We start from the raw sequence: 14545 nt of genomic DNA, 5'->3' as shown, positions 1-14545 counted from the left end.
CGGTTGTCGCTTCGAGGGGCGAAAGTAAACCAACGAGCAGCCAGAGGCGTCCGCCGGGCCGCCACTTCCGGCCCGGAATTCAGCCGGTGGCCTGATACGTCTCCGCCGCCTGCTCGTACAACCGCGTCACCTCGTCCCGCTCCGCCTCCGGGCCACGCACCTGCACCACGTGGTACTTCCCGTCGACCAGCAACGCCAGATTGCGCACGAACAGCTCGCGCCCGTCGTCGCCGGTCCAGGTGAACTGCCCCTCGGCCATGGTCCGCCCGCCCACCTGGATCGTCTTCAGCCCGGTCGCGGTGGCCCAGCTCGAGTCGCGGTACGGCTGCAACTCGGGCTCCTTCTCCCGCTGGTACACCATGGGATCGCTGCCGTCCTCGGCCGCGCTGTCCCGCCCCGGTACGACGATCAGCTCGAAGTTGCCGTGCGCGTACACGATCTGCCCGCGCCCGTTCTCCGCCGTGCGCTCCCAGCCGTTGGCCACGGCGACCCGGAAGCCCTCCGTGTCCTTGCGCAGGGTGAAGCCGTCGGCGACCTCGGGCCCTTCGGTCTGCGGCTCGGTGGAACCCGCGGACGTCGAGGGACTGCCCTGGGACGGCCCGGGCGAGGTCTGGTCGGGCCGCGGCTCGCTGCTCGCCTCCGGGGACTGCTCGGGCGCCTGGCTCACCTCGCCGGCGGTGCCGGTCCGGTCCCCGGCGCCCTGGTCGCCCGGATCCGCCTTCGGCATGAAGAACATGGCGTACGCGACCGCCCCGGCCAGCACGAGCAGGATCAGCACCAGCAGGGTCCGCCCGAGACTCCTCGGCGAACGGGCCTGCTCCCGCGCCCGCTTGTGCCGCCCGTGCGCACTCGTCGCGGGCAGCCCGGCCCGCCGCCTGCGCACCAGCTCGCCCCGACGGCGTACGACGGGCAGGCGGCTCCTGTCGGCGGGCGGCGCGGCCACGACGTGCGCGCCGGCCTCCGGCTCGGGCGCCGAACGCACCAGCGAGCGCAGCCAGCCGCGCAGTTCCTCGAAGTCCAGCCGCTCGGTCGGGTCCTGCCGCAGCAGCGACTCGACCACCGGCCTGAGCGGCCCGCACTCCTCGGCGAACGCGGGCGGCTCCGCACACACCAGCTGCACCAGCTCGGCCGTCGACTCCTCCGGATACGGCGCGTGCCCCTGTACGGCCCTGAACAGCAACGCCCCGAGCGCCCACAGGTCGGTCTGCGGCCCGATCGGCGCCGCCAACTGCCAGTTCTCGTGCACCGGCCCGGCCTGCTCCGGGGCCCACCGCTCCGTCACCGGCCCCACCACGGCCATCCGCGCCTGGCGAGCCCGCTCGGCAGCCAGCGCGGTGGTCGGCCCCCGCCGCACGGGCGCCCTCGCGGCCAGGTCGTCCCACCGGCCGGTGGGCGCACCGGAAGCACCGGGAAGCGCGGGCGCGGGGGAGCCGTGAACACCCGGGCCCGCGACGCCGCCGGCCGACGGCACCGGAACACCGGCCGCCGTCGCACCGAGCCCCGCCGACGGGACACCACCGGCCGGCGCGCCGGGCGACGGGGTGACCCCACCGACCCCGCCCCGGGGAGCGGCCCCGTGCCAGGACGCGGGACGCACGCCGTAGGGGTCGGCAATCTGCCCCGGGGAAACACCCCCGGACGCGTCCCGCCCACGGTTCCCACCGGGGTACGGCGCCTGCGCCGCGCCATTCCCTCCGGGGTACGGCGTCCGCCCACCCTGCGCACCGGGATACGGCGACTGCTGCGCACCGTTCGGGTCGGAGTACGGCGCCTGCGCCGCACCATTCCCTCCGGGATACGGCGTCCGCCCACCCTGCGCACCGGGATACGGCGACTGCTGCGCACCGTTCGCCGGGGGAGGCGGCAACTGCGCCGCCCCGTTCGCGTGTGCGGCCGGGTCACCCTCGGGCGCGGGGCGGGCCCCGGGCAGTGCCGCCCGGCCGCTCTGCTGCGCCTCCTGAACCCGGGCCGCGGCCCGGGCCCCCGCACGGTACGCGGCGATCGCCCCGGCCCGCGCCGCCCTGACGTCCGCACCGCCGTCGACGTCCCGCCGGGCAACCGCGGCCGAAGCTCCTGCCTCGTTAGCGCTCCCCGGCTCCGCCCCGGCAGCCGGAAGCCCTCCGGCCTCCCGCGCCTCGATGGCGGCCCGCCGAGCAGCCTCGGGATCCGCCGCGCCGAGGCCGGCAGCGCCGGTGCCTCGCGCACCACCGGGCCCGACCGGGACGGCGCCCCCAAATCCACGACCACCACCGGGCCCGACGGGCACACCGGCGCCACCAACTCCACGGATCCCAGCGGCACTACCGCCTCCACCAGGCCCGCCTACGCCGCCGCTTCCTCCAGCGGCCCCGGCACGACCAGCGCGCCCAGCACCCTCCGCGCCCAGAGGCCGGCCAGGTCCACCAGGCCCTCCCGGCACGGGCCCAGCCCCGGGCCCGTCACCGAACTCCCCGCCCTCGGCATTCCATTCCGCCTGTTCGGACGGCACCGGGTCGTACCCGCACAGCGCTTCCTCCGCCGCGCCGACCGCGAGGCCGGTCAGCATCACGCGGCCGTCGTCGCAGACGAGCACCGTGCGTGCGGTGATGTTCCGGTGCACCCAGCCGTGCGCGTGCAGCACCCGCAGCGCCATGAGGACGTCGGAGGCGACCTCGGCCGCCCGGTACGGCGTGAGCGGCTTCTCCGCGAGCAGCGCCGCCAGCGGCCGCGCGGACACCAACTCACTCACTATCCACAGCGAACCGCCGTCGGCGAACACGTCGAAGACCTGGTCGAGCCGAGGATGGTCGGGGATCCGGGCCGCGGACTGCGCGGCCTCGACGGCCCGTCGTACGGCCGGATCCGTGGGCCGCCGCGCCGCCGAACCCGCCGGGGCCCGCCGCGCTCCACGGTCCCGGAGCCCCTGTGGATCGCGCGCCGTGAATCCCTCCGGCAGCCCCTCCGCGTCGAGCACCTCCGCCTCGACGACCTCGGGCAACGGCACCTGCCTGACCAGGACTTCCTGCCCGCTGTAGGTGTCGAAGGCCCGGCTCTCGGTGAGTTCGTACTCGTCGGAGGGCGGCAGCGGCAGGCGGTAGCGGTCGGCGAGTACCCGTCCCGCATAGTCGTCCACGTTGCCTCCCCCGGCCGCCCGGTTGGTCAATTCCGTTCGCCTCGCGGCCCGTTCCGCCTACTTTCCTGGCTGCGTACGGTCCGCAAGCACTCACGATACGTGCCGGAGGCAACTCACCAAGAGGGGATTCCAGATCTCACGCCGCAAACGGGAAACCGAACAAGATGTCGATCACGCCGCACGCGGTCTCACGACTTCGGTGCGAACGTTTCGGCCAGCGTCTTCCAGGTGCCCTCACGCAGGTCGCTGTCCCACTGGGCGTCCTTCGCGGTGTACATCAGCGCATACCCGAGTTGGTCGTTGACGACGAAGCCCCGGTCGATCGTCCGGTACGTCGTGCCGCTCTCCGAGTAGGTGAACTCCCAGTCGGCCGTGTTCCAGCCGCGGTAGTCCACCTCCGCTATTCGGATCCTCTTGTACTGAGAGCGCGTCATGTACCGCTCCTGGCTCTTCCAGTCCGCCACCGGGTCGCCCTTCGGCGTGGACGTCCAGGCCACGAGCAGTTTCTGTCCGTCCGGCCCGGTGAAACGGTCCCCCGCCGATACCGTCGACTGGAACTTCCACCCGGCGGGCAGCCCGATCGAGTACCCCTGGCTTCCCTTGTGCGTCGTCTCCGCCGCGTTGCCGTCACGGGAACCGGAGGAACCCTCGCCCGAGCCACTGCCTCCGGACGCGCCCGCTTCGGCGCTGGACGTGTTCCCGGACCCGGCCGCCGCGGACTCGGTGGCCGGGCCGTCGGTACGGGTCCCGCCGCTCTCGTCCTCCTTGGTGTCGGCACTCGCGCTGGCACTGGCCGACGCCTTGCCGCCCTTGCCGGCGGCCCCGTCGGAGCCCTCGTCGTCACCGAGCGTGAGGGCTAGTACGGTGCCGATCACGGCGAGCACCACGACCACCGCGATGACGACCAGCGTCCGTCGCGGCACCACGTCGGTGAGCGGCGCCCTCGGCACGGGCCTGGGCGGCAGATCCGGCGGCGTCATCACGGGCCACCCGGAGCTGCGCCCACCCGTGGAGGTGTTGGCACCCGCGCCACCCGCACCCGCGCCACCCGCAGCAGCGCTCGCGCCCTGGGTACTCCGGTCACGAGGACCGGGCACCCCGCCGGCAGCCGATCCCGAGCCGGAGCCCGAGCCCGAGCCCGAGCCCGAACCGGCCCCCGCCGCCCCACTCGACGCGGCCTTCCCCGACGAGCCGGCCTCTTCGGCAACCGACGCGCCCTTACCGCCACCAGCCGCCCCGGCGCCCGCCGTACGGCCACCGCCCCCGGCACCCGACGTACCACCGGATGGTGACACTGCGGTCCCGTTGCCGTCCGCACTCGAAGCAGCCGTGCCGGCACCGGACTTGGTCCGGGAAGCGGCCGCGGAGGAAGCCACGGCACCCGCCGCCCCGGCGGCCTTCCGCACGGAACGCAAGGCCCCGCGGAACCGCTCGCCGGCTTCCTCGCCCCGCTTGCCCCGGTCCGCCCGCTCGTCGGGCTGCGGGGGCAGCGGCACGACCTTCGTCGCATCCGGGGCCTGCTCCGGCTCGGCCGTCTTCGGCTCGGGCGCGTGGATCACGGCCTGGAGCATCGCTCGCGCGCCGTCGTCGTCGAGCCGCTTGGCGGGGTCCTTGTTGAGCAGGCCGTAGATGACGTCCTTCAGCGGCCCCGCGTTCTTCGGCTCCTCCAGCGGCTCGGTCATCACCGCGGTCAGCGTCGCGATCGCCGACCCCTTGTCGTACGGCGGAGCGCCCTCGACCGACGCGTACAGCAGCCCGCCCAGCGACCACAGGTCGGCCGCCGGTCCCGGCTTGTGTCCGCGGGCCCGCTCCGGGGAGATGTAGGAGGGCGCGCCGACGAGCATGCCGGTCGAGGTGATGGACGGGTCGCCCTCGACCTGGGCGATGCCGAAGTCGGTGAGCACGACCCGGCCGTCCTCCGAGATCAGCACGTTCGACGGCTTCACGTCACGGTGCAGGATGCCCTCGCGGTGCGCGGACCGCAGCACGTCGAGGACCGCCAAGCCGACCTCCGCCGCCCGCCTGGGCTCCAGCAGGCCGTCCTCCCGGATGACCTCGGCGAGTGACTTGCCCTCGACGAGCTCCATCACGATCCACGGCCGGTCGTCCTCGTCGACGACGTCGAAGACCGTCACCGCACTGTTGTTGCGGATCCGCGCGATGGCCTTGGCCTCGCGCAGCGTGCGGGTGATCAGCCGACGCTTCTCGTCCTCGTCGATGTTGGACGGGAACCGCAGCTCCTTGACGGCGACCGTCCGCCCCAGGGTCTCGTCCTCGGCACGCCACACCGTGCCCATGCCACCGCGGCCGAGCACACCTCCCAGCCGGTACCGCCCGGCGAGAAGACGCCCGCTGTTGTCCTGACGAGTGTCTTGACGGGATGTGCCCGCCCGCTCCGCCTCCGACATGCGTCCCCTCATGCAACCCGCCCTGACAGAGCCTCCATTGTCCCTCACCCGACAAGTGCCCAACGCCCAGGGTGCCCCTGACGGCACCGGCAGCCCTCCACGCGGGGTCCCGGTGAAGCCGCCGTCCCCCGCCCTGCATGATGGGCCCCGACAAGGGAGGACCCGCGCGATGCCACCGCTTCGGACGCTGTCGGCCGTGCCCGTGTGCCTGGCAGTCCTCGCCCTGGTCCCCGCCGCCTCCTCGGCACCGATGGTCCCGCCCACGGACGCGGTCCTTCCGCTGCTGGTCAAGCGGGGTGGCGCCCCCGTCGCAGCCCTCCTGGCCCGCGAGGAGACCGGCACCCGCTATGTCCAGAGCGGTCCGGGCATCGCCCGCGCCGACCACTTCCGCGCCGGCAGCATCACGAAGACCTTCATCGCGACCCTCGTCCTGCAACTGGCCGCCGAGGACCGGCTGAGACTGTCCGACACCGTGGAGCAGTACCTGCCCGGCCTGGTGCGCGGAGCGGGCAACGACGGCCGCGCGCTGACCCTGCGCGCCCTGCTCACCCACACCAGCGGCCTGTACGACTTCACCGCGGACACCATCGGCGTCGTCCCCGTCGCCCCTCTTCAAGCCGTACGCATAGCGCTCACCCACCCCCCGGCCGACCCCGGCCGCTACTCCTACTCGAACACCAACTACATCCTGCTCGGCATGGTCGTCGAGCAGGTCACCGGCCACTCGTACGCCATCGAGGCCGAGCGCCGCATCATCACTCCGCTGGATCTGACGGGCACCTCCTTCCCCGGCTCCCGCACGACGCTCCCCTCACCGCACGGCCGCGCCTACGACGCCGACGGAACCGACGTCACCGAACTCGACCCACGGGGGGCCGGCGCCGCGGGCGAGCTGGTGACCACGCTCGCCGACCTGGACCGCTTCTACGCCGCCCTGCTCGGCGGACGGCTCCTGCCCCCGCGCCGGCTGCGCGAGATGCTCGACACCCGCACCGCACACGGCTCGTACGGCATGGGCCTGTTCCCGGTGAAGCTGCCGTGCGGCACCACGGTGTGGGGGCACAACGGCCGCATCACCGGCAGCTACGTGCGCACCGCAGCCACGGTCGGCGGCCGTCGCGTCCTCACCTTCCGCGTGAACACGACAGCGGTGACAGATCCCGGCCTCGAACCCCGGCTGCTCGCTGCCGAGTTCTGCCCCCGCACCCCGTAGAACGGCCGGGTTCCGAACGAAGATCCCGGTTCGCGACACTCGTTCGAGTGACGCTCGCCCACCACGACCAACGCCCGGCCCCGGCTGCGGGGCCACGGCTCGGGGCCACGGCTCGGGGCCGCGGCTCGGGGGCGCTCGCGGGCTCGGCGGCTCGCGGCGCCACACGCCACGGCCACCGGATGCGCGGCACGCCCCGAACGCCCTACAGCGGCACGATGTCCGGCGCCCCCAGCCGCGCCGCGTCCGCCGTCAGATCGTCCGGCTGCCGCTGCGACTCCCGCTCCGCCTCCACCCGCTTCTCGTAGTGCTGGACCTCGCGTTCGATCTGGTCCTTGTCCCAGCCGAGCACCCGCGCCATCAGTTCGGCGGCCTCATGGGCGCTGCGGGTGCCCCGGTCGAAGGTCTCGATGGAGATGCGGGTGCGCCGGGTCAGGACGTCGTCCAGGTGCCGGGCACCCTCGTGGGAGGCGGCGTACACGATCTCGGCGCGCAGGTAGTCGTCGGCCGCGTGGAGGGGTTCGCCGAGCGAGGTGTCCGAGGAGATGAGGTCGAGCACCTCCTCCGCCATCGTGCCGTACCGGTTCAGCAGGTGCTCCACGCGCACCACGTGAAGGCCCGTCCGCGCGGCGATCCGCGCTCGCGCGTTCCACAGCGCCCGGTAGCCCTCGGCGCCGAGCAGCGGGACGTCCTCCGTCACGCATTCGGCGACCCGCATGTCGAGCCCGTGCACCGCCTCGTCCACCGCGTCCTTGGCCATCACCCGGTATGTCGTGTACTTGCCGCCGGCGACCACGACGAGCCCGGGCGCCGGATGCGCCACGGTGTGCTCGCGCGACAGTTTGCTGGTGGCGTCCGACTCTCCGGCCAGCAGGGGCCTGAGACCCGCGTACACACCCTGGACGTCGTCCCTGGTCAGCGGCACCGAGAGCACCGAGTTGACGTGCTCGAGGAGATAGTCGATGTCGGCGCTGGACGCGGCCGGGTGGGCCTTGTCGAGGTCCCAGTCGGTGTCCGTCGTACCGATGATCCAGTGGCGGCCCCACGGGATGACGAACAGGACGGACTTCTCGGTGCGCAGGATCAGGCCGCTCGACGAGGTGATCCGGTCCTTGGGCACGACCAGGTGGATGCCCTTGGACGCCCGGACGTGGAACTGCCCGCGCTCCCCCACCATCGCCTGGGTGTCGTCGGTCCACACCCCGGTCGCGTTCACGACCTGCTTGGCACGGACCTCGTACTCCCCGCCGCCCTCGACGTCCTGCACCCGGGCGCCGACCACGCGCTCGCCCTCGCGCAGGAATCCGGTCACCCGCGCGCGGTTGGCGACCTTCGCGCCGTACGAGGCCGCCGTACGCACCAGGGTCGCCACGAAGCGGGCGTCGTCCATCTGGGCGTCGTAGTACTGCAACGCGCCGACCAGCGCGTCCTTTTTCAAGGCGGGCGCGACCCGCAGCGCGTGACGGCGGCTCAGGTGCCGGTGCAGGGGCAGGCCCCGGCCGTGACCACGGGCCATCGACATGGCGTCGTAGAGAGCGACACCCGATCCGGCGTACAGCCGCTCCCAGCCCTTGTGCTGGAGCGGATACAGGAACGGCACCGGCTTCACCAGATGCGGAGCGAGCCGTTCCAGCAGCAGGCCGCGCTCCTTCAGCGCCTCACGGACGAGGGCGAAGTCGAGCATCTCCAGATAGCGCAGGCCGCCGTGGACCAGCTTGCTGGACCTGCTCGATGTGCCCGACGCCCAGTCGCGCGCCTCGACCAGGCCCACGGACAGGCCCCGGGTCACGGCGTCGAGCGCGGTGCCCGCGCCCACCACTCCCGCGCCCACCACCAGCACGTCCAGCTCGCGCTCGGCCATTGATGCGAGTGACTCGGCGCGTTGCGCCGGGCCCAGTGTCCCTGTCCTCACCGCTGCCTCCCGCTGTCGGTCGTGCCGGTTCACCCCGGAGGAGTGGCCCGGTTCATATCCCCCATGCCCAAATTCTGACCGGCTTGCCCGAGTTCAGCCACCAGTGGCCCCAGCCTGTGGACAACCTTCACGACGTGTGGAACAACGCTCACGGACCCACAGGGAGACACACGTAATAAATCCCGCGTATCGGTCATATTTACTCCTAGTCTGACATTGCGCTCGCCCATCCTGTCCACAGGGCTTGCACACCTGTCCCGCTTCGGCTACTGGGAAGGACGGTCCACGCCATGCCCGCAGATCTCGCCGTCATCGGACTCGGCCCCTACGGACTGCCCCTGGCCCAGGCCGCCGTCACCGCCGGCATCCCCACCCTCGGCTACCGCACCGGCCCCGAGCCGGGCTCCCTCAGCCCCGCCGAAGTCCGCCGGATGCTCTCGGGGGGCTTCCGGCCGACCACCTCCCCGGCGGAGCTCGGCCGGGTGCGCACCGCGGTCATCTGTGCCCCCACCCCACAGGGCGCGGACGGCGGACTCGACCTCGGCCAGGTGGAAGCGGCCGCCCGCACCCTGGCCGCACACCTGCGCCCGCACACCACGGTCATCCTGGAGTCGCCCGTCCCCCCGGGCACCACGGAGGGCTTCCTGCGCCTCCTCCTGGAGGAGGGTTCCGGACTGCGCGCGGGCCGCGACTTCCACCTCGCCTACTCCCCCAGCCGTGTCGACCCCGGCAACCGAGACTTCACCCCCGCCAACACCCCCAAGGTGATCGGCGGCCTCACCCCCGCCTGCACCGAGTCCGCCGCCGCCTTCTACGGCCGTCTCACGGACAAGGTGGTACGCGCGCGTGGACCGCGCGAAGCGGAGACCGTGCAGCTCCTGGAGAGCAACTACCGGCACGTCAACATCGCCCTCGTCAACGAAATGGCCGTCCTGTGCCACGACTTGGGCGTCGACCTCTGGGACGTCATCCGCTGCGCGGAGACCAAGCCGTTCGGCTTCCACGCCTTCCGCCCCGGTCCCGGTGTCGGCGGCCACGCCGTCCCCCAGGACCTCACCGGCCAGGCCGGCCGCACCCTGCGCATGGTCGAGCTCGCCCAGCAGGTCAACCACCAGATGCCGCGATACGTCATCCAGCGCGCCGCCACCCTCCTCAACGAGCACGGCAAGTCAGCGCGCGGCGCCCGCGTCCTCCTCCTCGGCGTCACCTACAAGCCCGACCTCGCCGACCAGCAGTCCACGCCCGCCCGAGAGATCGCGACCCGCCTCATGGAGCTCGGCGCCTCCGTCAGCTACCACGACCCGCACATCCCGTCCTGGAACGTCCTGGACCGCCCGGTCCCCCGCGCGGACTCCCTCTACGAGGCCGCCGCCGAGGCCGACCTGACGATCCTCCTCCAGAACCACCGCACGTACGACCTCCAGGGCCTGTCGGTGAAGGCCCAGCTGCTGCTGGACACGCGGGGGGCGACGCCGACCGGGGCGGCCCATCGAATCTGAGGGCGAATTTCCGGGTGAACCGGGCAGGGGTGCCTGCTACTGTTCGGCGACTCGTCGCACATGCGTGCGCGAGTCCGTCGCACTCTCGTGCGCACACCACACCGCTCGTTCATCGGTCCCGCGAGGGACATGGGGGGATTTCTGTCATGACCCAGCCAACGCCACCGCCGCAGCCCGCCGAGGGCAACCCGTACGCCCCGCAGCCCGCCGAGGGCAACCCGTACGCCCAGCAGCCGGGCGCCATGTCGCCTGCCCCGGCACCGTTCGCCCCCGCGCCGCCCGCCCCGGCCCGCGGCAACGTCGCCCTCGGCCTGGTCGTCGCCGTCGTCGCGGCCCTGGTCACCGCCGGCATCTACGGCGCCATCGTCGGCGCCACCGAGTACGAGATCGGCTACGCGGCCGTCGGCGTCGGCTTCCTCATCGGCCTCGCCGCGGGCAAGCTCGGCGGCCCGCACCCGGTGCTGCCGGTGGTGAGCGCGGTCCTGTCGCTCGGGGCCGTCTACGCGGGCCAGCTCATCGGCATCGCCATGATCGGCGCCGACGCGAGCGGCATGTCCGTGATGACGATCTTCACGGACCACTTCGACCTGGTGACCAAGAGCTGGAGCGAGGAGGCCGACGTGCTGACGTTCGTGTTCCTCGGCGTCGGCGCGTTCGCCGCGTTCTCCGGCGCCAAGAAGGCCGCCGCGTAACGACGTACCGCGTACGTACCCGGTCCGTACCCGGAAGGGGCCGCCCACCTGATGGTGGGCGGCCCCTTCACGTACTACGGGGACTACAGGGACTCGCGAACTACCGCCGGTGCACCGAATCCGCCACGGTCACCTCGACGCGCTGGAACTCCTTCAGCTCGCTGTACCCGGTGGTCGCCATCGCCCGACGCAGCGCTCCGAAGAAGTTCATCGAGCCGTCCGGGGTGTGGGACGGGCCCGCGAGGACCTCCTCCAGGGTGCCGACCGTGCCGAGGTCGACCTTCTTGCCGCGCGGCAGCTCCTCGTTCACCGCCTCCATGCCCCAGTGGTGGCCCTTGCCCGGCGCGTCCGTGGCGCGGGCCAGCGGGGAGCCCATCATCACCGCGTCGGCGCCGCAGGCGATGGCCTTGGGCAGGTCGCCGGACCAGCCGACACCGCCGTCGGCGATCACGTGCACGTACCGGCCGCCGGACTCGTCCATGTAGTCGCGGCGGGCCGCCGCCACGTCGGCGACCGCCGTCGCCATCGGGACCTGGATGCCCAGCACGTTGCGCGTGGTGTGCGCCGCGCCGCCGCCGAAGCCGACCAGGACGCCGGCCGCACCGGTGCGCATCAGGTGCAGGGCCGCGGTGTACGTGGCGCAGCCGCCGACGATCACCGGCACGTCGAGCTCGTAGATGAACTGCTTCAGGTTCAGCGGCTCGTGCGAACCGGAGACGTGCTCCGCCGAGACCGTCGTACCGCGGATGACGAAGATGTCCACGCCCGCGTCCACGACCACCTTGGAGAACTGGGCGGTGCGCTGCGGGGAGAGCGCCGCCGCGGTGACCACGCCCGAGTCGCGCACCTCCTTGAGGCGCTGCCCGATCAGCTCTTCCTTGATGGGAGCGGCGTAGATCTCCTGAAGGCGGCGGGTCGCGGCCTCGACCGGCAGGCCGACGATCTCGTCCAGCAGCGGCTGCGGGTCCTCGTGCCGCGTCCACAGGCCCTCGAGGTTCAGCACCCCGAGACCGCCGAGCTCACCGATGCGGATCGCGGTGGCCGGGGAGACGACCGAGTCCATGGGGGCGGCCAGGAAGGGCAGCTCGAATCGGTAGGCGTCGATCTGCCAGGCGATCGAGACCTCCTTCGGGTCCCGCGTACGGCGGCTGGGGACGACGGCGATGTCGTCGAAGGCGTACGCCCGGCGGCCGCGCTTGCCGCGCCCGATCTCGATCTCAGTCACGTGTGTGGCCTTTCCCTGATGCGTTTCAGCGTCTTCCAGTATCGCCGACGGGTACGACAAGGGCGGCCCCGGATGCCCCGGAGCCGCCCCCTGCCAGCCTCACGCGCGCGTGCGGGTCACTTGCTGCGGCTGTAGTTCGGTGCCTCGACCGTCATCTGGATGTCGTGCGGGTGGCTCTCCTTGAGGCCCGCCGAGGTGATCCGGACGAACCGGCCGTTGTCCTGGAGCTCGGGTACGGTCCGGCCGCCGACGTAGAACATCGACTGGCGCAGGCCGCCGACGAGCTGGTGGACCACCGAGGAGAGCGGGCCGCGGTAGGGCACCTGGCCCTCGATGCCCTCGGGGACGAGCTGCTCGTCGGAGGCGACGCCCTCCTGGAAGTAGCGGTCCTTGGAGAAGGACTTGCGGTCGCCGCGGGACTGCATGGCGCCGAGCGACCCCATGCCGCGGTACGACTTGAACTGCTTGCCGTTGATGAACATCAGCTCGCCCGGCGACTCCTCGCAGCCCGCGAGCAGCGAACCGAGCATCACCGTGTCGGCACCCGCGACCAGCGCCTTGGCGATGTCGCCGGAGTACTGCAGGCCGCCGTCGCCGATGACCGGGACGCCGGCCTCCTTGGCGGCGAGCGCAGCCTCGTAGATGGCGGTGACCTGGGGGACGCCGATGCCGGCGACGACACGGGTCGTACAGATGGAGCCGGGGCCGACACCGACCTTGATGCCGTCGACACCGGCGTCGATGAGCGCCTTGGCGCCGTCGCGGGTGGCGATGTTGCCGCCGATGACGTCGACGCCGGCCGAGTTCGACTTGATCTTGGCGACCATGTCGCCGACCAGGCGGGAGTGGCCGTGGGCGGTGTCGACGACGATGAAGTCGGCGCCCGCCTCGATCAGGGCCTGGGCCCGCTCGAAGGCGTCACCGGCCACGCCGACCGCGGCGCCGACCAGCAGACGGCCCTCGCCGTCCTTCGCGGCGTTCGGGTACTTCTCCGCCTTCACGAAGTCCTTGACCGTGATCAGGCCCTTGAGGATCCCGCCGTCGTCGACCAGCGGAAGCTTCTCGATCTTGTGCTTGCGCAGCAGCTCCATGGCCTCGACACCGGAGATGCCGACCTTGCCGGTGACCAGCGGCATCGGCGTCATGACCTCGCGCACCCGGCGCGTACGGTCGGTCTCGAAGGCCATGTCGCGGTTGGTGACGATGCCGAGCAGCTTCTTGTTGCCGTCGGTCACCGGGACACCGCTGATGCGGAACTTGGCGCACAGTGCGTCGGCCTCGCCGAGCGTGGCGTCCGGGTGGATCGTGATCGGGTCGGCCACCATGCCGGACTCGGAGCGCTTCACCAGGTCGACCTGGTTGGCCTGGTCCTCGATGGAGAGGTTGCGGTGCAGAACGCCGACACCGCCCTGGCGGGCCATCGCGATCGCCATGCGCGACTCGGTGACCTTGTCCATGGCGGCGGACAGGAGCGGGATGTTGACCCGCACGTTCTTGGAGACGTACGAGGCGGTGTCGATCTCGTCGGGTGCCATGTCCGACGGGCCCGGCAGCAGCAGCACGTCGTCGTAGGTCAGCCCGAGGGTCGCGAATTTTCCGGGCACTCCGTCGACGTTGGCAGTCATGACACCTTCCCCAAATGGCCTTGCTCGGTGCGGATGTCCATGCTAACGGGAAGCTCAGCTCCCGAATTCCACGGTTCCGGATGACTCCGGGCTTCGTATGTTCGTACGGAATTCCGCGGACGCCTGTTCATATCCGGCGCAGGCCTGGTCATCCGGGGCTGCACCGCGGCGGGCCCTACTGCTCGGCCAGCGCCCGCAGTCTGCTCAGGGCCCGGTGCTGGGCCACCCGGACCGCTCCGGGTGACATTCCCAACATCTGGCCGGTCTCCTCGGCCGTGAGGCCCACCGCGATGCGCAGCAGCAACAGCTCCCGCTGGTTCTCGGGCAGGTTGGCCATGAGCTTCTTGGCCCATTCGGCGTCGCTGCTGAGCAGCGCCCGCTCCTCGGGGCCGAGCGAGTCGTCGGGCCGCTCGGGCATCTCGTCCGAGGGGACGGCCGTCGAACCCGGGTGACGCATCGCCGCCCGCTGCAGGTCGGCGACCTTGTGCGCGGCGATGGCGAAGACGAACGCCTCGAAGGGGCGACCGGTGTCCTTGTAGCGAGGCAGGGCGAGGAGGACCGCTACGCAGACCTCCTGGGCCAGGTCCTCGACGAAGTGCCGGGCGTCGCCGGGAAGGCGGGACAGACGGGTGCGGCAGTAGCGCAGGGCCAGGGGGTGGACATGGGCGAGCAGGTCGTGTGTGGCCTGCTCGTCCCCGTCGACGGCGCGATGCACGAGCCCGCCGATCGCCCCGTGGGCAGTGCCCGCCTCGTCGTCGCGCATCGGTCCATGGTGCCTTGACGGCATCCGATGCGCGGCATCGCCCTGGTCGTTGTGCACCGAAGCGTTATGAGCAGGTGCGCCGGAACTCATCCCTTGCGC

At 72.1% G+C, this 14545-nt stretch carries 9 protein-coding genes; 3 read left to right on the top strand and 6 right to left on the bottom strand.

Annotation, left to right across the window (positions count from 1 at the left end; all coding sequences use genetic code 11):
• Nucleotides 1-79 precede the first annotated feature (79 nt).
• Together ACZ5XS_RS00260 and ACZ5XS_RS00255 are read right to left on the bottom strand one after the other, a co-directional pair.
• On the bottom strand, nt 80-3112 hold the full coding sequence (locus ACZ5XS_RS00260; RefSeq protein WP_468646874.1) for a protein kinase: 3033 nt from the start codon (nt 3110-3112) through the stop codon (nt 80-82).
• Nucleotides 3113-3300: 188 nt separating this feature from the next.
• Nucleotides 3301-5520, bottom strand: coding sequence for a serine/threonine-protein kinase (locus ACZ5XS_RS00255; protein ID WP_468647495.1), 2220 nt, complete (start codon nt 5518-5520; stop codon nt 3301-3303).
• A gap of 169 nt (nt 5521-5689) precedes the next feature.
• On the opposite strand from ACZ5XS_RS00255, the gene ACZ5XS_RS00250 reads away from it, so the two are divergent.
• Nucleotides 5690-6733, top strand: a complete 1044-nt coding sequence (locus tag ACZ5XS_RS00250; RefSeq protein WP_468646872.1) for a serine hydrolase domain-containing protein — start codon at nt 5690-5692, stop codon at nt 6731-6733.
• Nucleotides 6734-6935: 202 nt separating this feature from the next.
• Here the strand turns inward: ACZ5XS_RS00250 and ACZ5XS_RS00245 are convergent, their stop codons facing one another.
• On the bottom strand, nt 6936-8642 hold the full coding sequence (locus ACZ5XS_RS00245; RefSeq protein ID WP_468646870.1) for a glycerol-3-phosphate dehydrogenase/oxidase: 1707 nt from the start codon (nt 8640-8642) through the stop codon (nt 6936-6938).
• A gap of 290 nt (nt 8643-8932) precedes the next feature.
• Here ACZ5XS_RS00245 and ACZ5XS_RS00240 point away from each other — a divergent pair, with 290 nt between their 5' ends.
• Nucleotides 8933-10141 (top strand): nucleotide sugar dehydrogenase, encoded by a 1209-nt coding sequence (locus ACZ5XS_RS00240; RefSeq protein WP_468646868.1) that lies wholly within the window; start codon nt 8933-8935, stop codon nt 10139-10141.
• Between the two features lie 146 nt (nt 10142-10287).
• On the top strand, nt 10288-10833 hold the full coding sequence (locus ACZ5XS_RS00235; protein ID WP_468646866.1) for a hypothetical protein: 546 nt from the start codon (nt 10288-10290) through the stop codon (nt 10831-10833).
• Between the two features lie 100 nt (nt 10834-10933).
• Here ACZ5XS_RS00235 and ACZ5XS_RS00230 read toward each other — a convergent pair whose 3' ends face one another.
• The 3 genes from ACZ5XS_RS00230 to ACZ5XS_RS00220 all read right to left on the bottom strand — a co-directional run bounded on the left by ACZ5XS_RS00230 (nt 10934) and on the right by ACZ5XS_RS00220 (nt 14446).
• Complete coding sequence (locus tag ACZ5XS_RS00230; protein ID WP_468646864.1) at nt 10934-12058, bottom strand: GuaB3 family IMP dehydrogenase-related protein; 1125 nt, start codon at nt 12056-12058, stop codon at nt 10934-10936.
• Nucleotides 12059-12174: 116 nt separating this feature from the next.
• On the bottom strand, nt 12175-13683 hold the full coding sequence (gene guaB / locus ACZ5XS_RS00225; protein WP_468646863.1) for an IMP dehydrogenase: 1509 nt from the start codon (nt 13681-13683) through the stop codon (nt 12175-12177).
• A gap of 175 nt (nt 13684-13858) precedes the next feature.
• Complete coding sequence (locus ACZ5XS_RS00220; RefSeq protein ID WP_217235177.1) at nt 13859-14446, bottom strand: sigma-70 family RNA polymerase sigma factor; 588 nt, start codon at nt 14444-14446, stop codon at nt 13859-13861.
• Nucleotides 14447-14545 lie beyond the last annotated feature (99 nt).

It is taken from the genome of Streptomyces sp. NPDC033131, assembly GCF_055578365.1.
This window is presented reverse-complemented; position numbering and strand designations above follow the sequence as displayed.